4 protein-coding genes are annotated in these 6,249 nt (G+C 55.2%); 3 read left to right on the forward strand and 1 reads right to left on the reverse strand.

Annotated features, from left to right (window positions below):
• Positions 1–253: 253 nt before the first annotated feature.
• Complete coding sequence (locus P8X75_14100) at positions 254–1,228, forward strand: hypothetical protein (GenBank protein ID MEJ1996316.1); 975 nt, start codon at positions 254–256, stop codon at positions 1,226–1,228.
• Between the two features lie 404 nt (positions 1,229–1,632).
• Positions 1,633–3,054, forward strand: coding sequence for an FAD-binding oxidoreductase (locus P8X75_14105; protein MEJ1996317.1), 1,422 nt, complete (start codon positions 1,633–1,635; stop codon positions 3,052–3,054).
• Positions 3,055–3,195: 141 nt separating this feature from the next.
• Here the strand turns inward: P8X75_14105 and P8X75_14110 are convergent, their stop codons facing one another.
• Positions 3,196–4,059 (reverse strand): NAD(P)-binding domain-containing protein, encoded by an 864-nt coding sequence (locus P8X75_14110; GenBank protein ID MEJ1996318.1) that lies wholly within the window; start codon positions 4,057–4,059, stop codon positions 3,196–3,198.
• Positions 4,060–4,261: 202 nt separating this feature from the next.
• Between P8X75_14110 and P8X75_14115 the strand changes: the two genes are divergently transcribed.
• Positions 4,262–5,935: an adenylate/guanylate cyclase domain-containing protein gene (locus P8X75_14115; GenBank protein ID MEJ1996319.1), complete on the forward strand. Its 1,674-nt coding sequence runs from the start codon at positions 4,262–4,264 to the stop codon at positions 5,933–5,935.
• Positions 5,936–6,249: the final 314 nt, after the last annotated feature.

A 6,249-nucleotide genomic window follows, 5' to 3' on the forward strand; every position in this document is an offset into this window, starting at 1 on the left:
CGTTAGAACCCCAAATCAATAGATCTGCTGATGCTAAATTGTGAGCGTTGAAGAGCCACAATTTCTAAGGATAGATTTGAATGTGGAGCTGCTAATTTAGCCTTCTAGAGTGTCGGGCTTCTAGCCAGAAGGGGACATTCCGAAGCCTCACACGTAGCAGCTTAGGCAGGTGGCCAGAACGACCCTTCAAAGGTTCAGCCGTTGATGCTTAACTTTCCTCACGAGGCTTCAGCAGTGAGCGGAACGCCGCGAAATGAAGATGGCAGCAGGGAACGGCAGAGGCGGGGTGGCGGGAGTTTGTGCGACCCTCCTCTTCGTTATGGTGGCGCAGGTTTGGCCGTCGAGCGGCTCAGCACAGGAAGACCTGGGTGGTGATCAATATCCCTCGCTGGAATCGCTCCATGACGTCGTGCAGGACTCGGTGCGTGAGGCAGCGCGCCGTCTGGACAGCTTTTTCTCTGACGAAGAGTTCGAGGAGGAGCGCAATGACACAAGCCTCCGCTTGCGCTTCGACACCCAGCTAGACCAGGACGACGACACTGCCTTTAGGCTCAGCCCAAGGCTACGGCTGCGCCTGCCTGGCGCAGAACGAACCTTATTGTTGCAGGTGCAGGGTGCAAGTGAGGCGGTCGACGAGGAGGGCGGCATCGAACGGCGTGGCCTCTTTGAGGGGGCGGTCGAGGACGATCCCTTGGAGTTGAGCCTCCGCCTATTCGAAAGTCGAGGAAGGCTTCTAATCACACCGGATGTTGGTGTAGGGATCGAGGATGAGGAGGCCAAGGCCTTCGCGGGGGGACGCGTGCGTTATCAGTGGCGTTTCGGCGACGACTGGTCGCTCTTGGCCTCAGAGCGTTTGCGCGCCCACACGAACCGGGGTCTGGAGTCGATTTCGCTGCTTAGGGCCGACACGTTCGTCTGGGAAGACGTGCTCTGGCGCAACGATGCCCAGATGCGTTGGCGCGAGGACGAAGAGGGGCTGCGCTACGGACCCGCTAGCGCTTTCTATATCCCACTCGACCAACGTTCTGCGCTGGCTCTCGAAGGGAGCCTGCTGCTCGTCACTGAGCCCACCCATGAAGTCGACCAAGTCGCCGCCAAGCTCCGCTACCGCCGCAAGGTATTCACGGACTGGTCTATCATCGAGGTCGCGCCGGGGGTCAACTTCGATAACGAAGACGATTACAGCCCCTCCGGCACCTTACTCCTCCGTCTGGAGCTTGAGTTCTAGCTAAATCGATGATGGGGGCGGCTGTTATCGTGCCTTATCTGGCGATGACAACGGCAGATAAGTTCAGTCCCTCAAAGCATATTCTTGCCTTTAGCAAATGTCCGCTTCTAGCCAGAAGCGGACATAACAAATCGACCCATCACTCCACCCTTATATAATCGGGCGATCCAAGAAACACCGCCATCTAACCAAACGTTTCGTGTGCATGAGATATTGCTGAAATGGTCGAGAAGCAGCATTTGAGACGAGAAAGTCGCATCCAACGTAGGATGCTCTTCTGAGTGATTTTCATCACAGTTCTGCCTTTCTCAAGTGTTATGGTTCGTGGATGGCGCTTCCTGGCGGCACGAAGACCGCTAGGCGCCCAGATTGAGAGGCCACCATCTTTTCCAAGGAGGCCAATCATGCCTGATGTAAGCATCTCAACAATTTCCGGTGGCGCCTGCTCATTGAGCCAGGAAGACATCGATTCACTCCAATCGGCATTAAGGGGATCGGTCGCTCTGCCGGGTGATCCTAGTTATGACGAGGCGCGGACCCTATGGAACGCCATGATAGATCGGAGCCCCGGCTTGGTGGTTCGATGTGCTGGCGCGGCGGATGTGCGGCTTGCTGTTCTTCTTGCCAATGAACGCGGTTTGGAGGTGGCAGTGCGATCCGGAGGGCACAACATCTCCGGAAAGGCGGTCTGTGACGAAGGGCTCCTTATCGACCTCTCAACCATGACTTCTGTAAGAGTCGACCCGAAGACTCGTAAGGCCTGGGTGGAACCCGGTGCATTGCTGGGCGATCTGGACAAGGAAGCCCAGGCGCATGCGCTTGCTACCCCTCTTGGTGTGAACTCCACGACTGGTGTTGCGGGGCTCACTCTTGGAGGCGGCTTTGGCTGGATCACCCGGAAGTACGGTATGTCCATCGATAATCTGATCTCCGCCGAAGTGGTCACGGCGAAGGGAGAAATTCTGCGGGCCAGTGAGAGTGAGAACAGCGACCTCTTCTGGGCTCTTCGAGGAGGGGGCGGCAACTTCGGCATTGTGACGGGCTTTGAGTTTCAGTTACACCCCGTCGGGCCTGAAGTGCTATCGGGCCTCATCGTCCATCCACTAGAGGACGCGAAAACGCTTCTCCCTGCTTTCCGCGACGCAGCCAAAGCAGCACCGGATGAACTCACTATCTGGTCGATCCTCCGCAAGGCGCCGCCTTTGCCCTTCCTGCCGGAGGAGTGGCACGGTAAGGAAGTTCTCGTCTTCGCGCTCTGCTACTGCGGTGACATGGCCGAAGGGGAAAAGGCAGTGTCGACCATAAGGTCCTTGGGGGCCCCAATCGCGGATGTTGTCGGCCCGCACCCCTTTGTGGGTTGGCAGGCGGCCTTTGACCCCCTGCTCGAGCCAGGGGCGAGGAACTATTGGAAAAGTCATGATTTCCTCGACCTCTCGGACGAGGCAATCGACACGCTGCTAACCGCGGTGAAAAATCTCCCGACGCCGGAATGTGAAGTCTTCATCGCACATGTAGGAGGCGCAATGAGCCGGGTGCCTACGAACGCTACGGCCTATCCGCAGCGTGCCTCTCATTTCATTATGAACGTTCACACTCGCTGGAGAGACCCTTCTGAGGACACGGCCTGCATCGACTGGGCGCGGGATCTTTTCAACAAAACCGCCCCATTCGCCATAGGTACCGTCTACATCAACTTTATGCCTGATGATGAAGATGACCGCGTTGTGGACGCATACGGTGACAACTACTCGAAGCTCATGGAGGTCAAAAAGAAGTATGACCCTGAAAACCTTTTCCGGATGAACCAGAACATCACCCCCTCGTAGATCAGGGTATAGGGGGCTGCCATCTGCCTTGGCAGCCCTCAATCCTGTCCGGCTTTTCACTGAAGGTTCGGCACATTGGTGTCCGCTAATAGTCAGAAGCGGAAGGTACGCCCTCAAACATCAGTGATCTCGGAAGATAGGTTAGCGGCCATCGTTGGAGCGCAGCACCTCAATCACCGCTGCAACGTCGCTCTCGCCATGACCTGTGGCAATCGCTCGCTCGAATAGGCTCGAGATCAACCCGGGGATCTCAATGTTGATTCCTCTTTCCCGTCCTTGCTCCAGAATTCTCGACAGCGCCGCGTTCCAGACGACAAGGGTAGCGCCAGGGTCGCCGTAAGCGCCCGCCCCGATTTTCGACACCAGCTTTCCTGAGGGATCTCTCTCAGCATAAAGGGCGGCCAGGGTGTCCGCGGGTACCCCCTCCGATAGGCAAACTTGCGCTCCATGCAGGGCGCCGAGGTAACCGCAGAGTTCTTGGGTAAGAAAGGCCATGTCCAGCACGGCGGCGGCGGCGATATTTTCCCCCACGTACCGCAAGTCGCCGGCGAGACAAGCGAGCAATGGCGTGAGCCTTTGGAAGGTGCCCTCAGGCCCGGCGATGAGAATCTTGGCGTCGTCGGCGCCGATATCCTCCGGATAGGGTAAGATGGCGCCGTCGAGATAGGTGACCCCCAGATCCCTCAGCCAGACTTCGCTCTCCCGCGCTTCTTTGGGCGTTCCCGTACTCAACTGGATCAGAGTCTTGCCCATCAAGGCTTGTTTGACGTCGGCATCGTTGAGTAGAGCCTTCGTAGCCGCATAGTTATCTATACAGACCACTATGACTGGGCTGCTGTGCAGCGCGTCGGGAAGACTTTCAAGACCCGACGCCCCCAAGCTGATGAGGGGGGACATTCGACTCGGAGTCCGGTTCCAGACTACGACATCGTGCCGGGCATGAACGAAGGCCTTGGCCAAAGCGCTGCCCATTGCTCCGAGGCCGATTACCGTTACGCCGCCCATAGCAATGCCCTCCTTGGACTGTGTAACTCAAATCGATCGGGAGAGGGCTCAGTCAGTTTCTTACTCGAACAGCGTCCTTCTGTCGTGCCAGTCCTGCAAGCGATTCCGCATGTCCGCTTTTAGCCAATAGCGGACACTTTCCGACAGGTTGGCGGAATTTGCTGTACGATGCCCTCAAAGCTCCAGTTCGAGAGGGTTCAGAATGGCAGAAGAACCTGAAGATTCAGCACACGCCTTAGAATCTACAAATCCTCTGAACGTAAACTTCTCGGTTATCGCTGAAGCGATGACCGAGGGTGTATACGAATGGAACATCAGCAAAGGAAATCTTCGTATATCGCCGCGGCTCGTGGAGATCATTGGCTTGGGCGAGGCTGAACTGACGGCCGAAGATTGGAATGGCCGCATACATCCCGATGACTTCGAAGCATACAAGAATGCCGTCAAGAAACACCTGAAGGCTGAGACCGATCGTTTAATGCACGAGTATAGAATTCGCCGTGCGATAGGTGACTACCTTTGGATTGCCGATAGCGGGCGATGTCTTCGCCGGGACAATGGAGAAGCAATCCGTCTGATCGGTGCAATCAGGGACATTACTGGACGAAAGCTCGCAGAAAAGAGACTGCGGGAAGCGCAAGAGGGTGCGGAGGCAGCGAGGAAGCAGCTTCAAGATGCCATAGAATCTATCTCCCAAGGTCTCGTGATGTTTGACAAGGATGATCGCGTAATCCTTTTCAATTCTATCTACAGAGGATATTTCGCGGGAGCTGCAGGCGAAGAAGTGGCGGCGATGATAAAGCCCGGAGCCCTGTTCTGGGACTTTTTCAAGGCTGGGTATGAGAAGGGAATGTTCCCCTTGATCGACGACCACAAAGATTTCGATCAGTACATCGAGATGCGCAAGCGGATGAGAAAGAACCCACAAGGAACAATCGAACAGCATTTGGCAGACGGACGATGGTTTCAGATCAATGAGCACCGTACGGCGAATGGCGGGCTCGCCTCTGTTTACACTGATGTTACTGAGTTGAAGAGACGAGAGGTTCAGGCTTCTCAGCAATCTGAAATGTTGGAAAAACTATCTTCTCGTCTGTCGAAGTACCTCTCGCCTCAAGTCTATGCCTCGATCTTCGAAGCACCCGGAAGCGTTGAGGTTGCCGCGCAGCGGAAGAAGCTGACAGTTTTCTTCTCTGACATTGTTGGATTCACGTCGCTTGTTGATTCGCTTGAGTCCGAGGAACTCACGAGCCTACTGAACCAGTACCTCACTGAAATGTCTCGAATTGCCACGGACCATGGCGCGACCGTGGACAAGTTCATGGGGGATGCCGTTTTTGCTTTCTTTGGCGATCCGGTGTCACAGGGCGCAGAAGAAGATGCGCTTGCTTGCTTGAAGATGGCGTCGGCGATGCAGGATAAGCTCGCTATCATGCGCGAATCTTGGCGTGACAGGGGTATAGACGAGAGCTTCGAGCTCCGGGTCGGGATTGCCACAGGCTATTGCACAGTAGGCAACTTTGGCAGCGATGACCGGCTCGACTACACAGCGATTGGAAACCCGGTCAATGTTGCCGCCAGGCTGCAATCTCATGCGGAGAAGGGTGGCATGATCCTAGACAACGAAACCTATCATCTTGTGAAGCGGCATCTGCAAGACGTTGAGGAGTTACAGGTCACATTAAAGGGGTTCAGCAAACCCATGACTGCCTACAAAGTCAGCGGGCTGCAAGAGGAGAAGGAGAACTCTCTTCGGATCGACTGCGAAGGTGCGCTTGTGCGCGTAGATCCGGCGAAGCTGGATGATGAGAATCAAAGGGAGCTGATCGACAAACTGGAAGAGCTGTTGTGCACCCTGAGAGACAAGGAACACTAAGCTCTGATTTTCAGGCAATCCGACTTCAATCTTACCCTTGAGATATCTGTCCGCTATTAGCCAATAGCGGATGAAGAGGCTCGCATTGGTTTTTCAAGCTACTTCAGCCAGAGCTTTAACTCCTGAGTCTGTCGTTTCTATTTATCCTTTCTCAAGCGCAAGCCGGTTGATTGGTCCAAATCGTCGTAAACCCCCAGGATTGCTTCTTTGTTGATGACTATGATTGCGGTTTCTTCGTTCTCGAAGGGAATGAAATTTCGGGTATCGTTCAAGAGGTCTACAACACGGTCGCTCTGCTTCAAAAAAATGCGGCC

The organism is Limibacillus sp. (assembly GCA_037379885.1).
In the GTDB taxonomy this organism is placed as follows: Bacteria; Pseudomonadota; Alphaproteobacteria; order Kiloniellales; family CECT-8803; genus JARRJC01.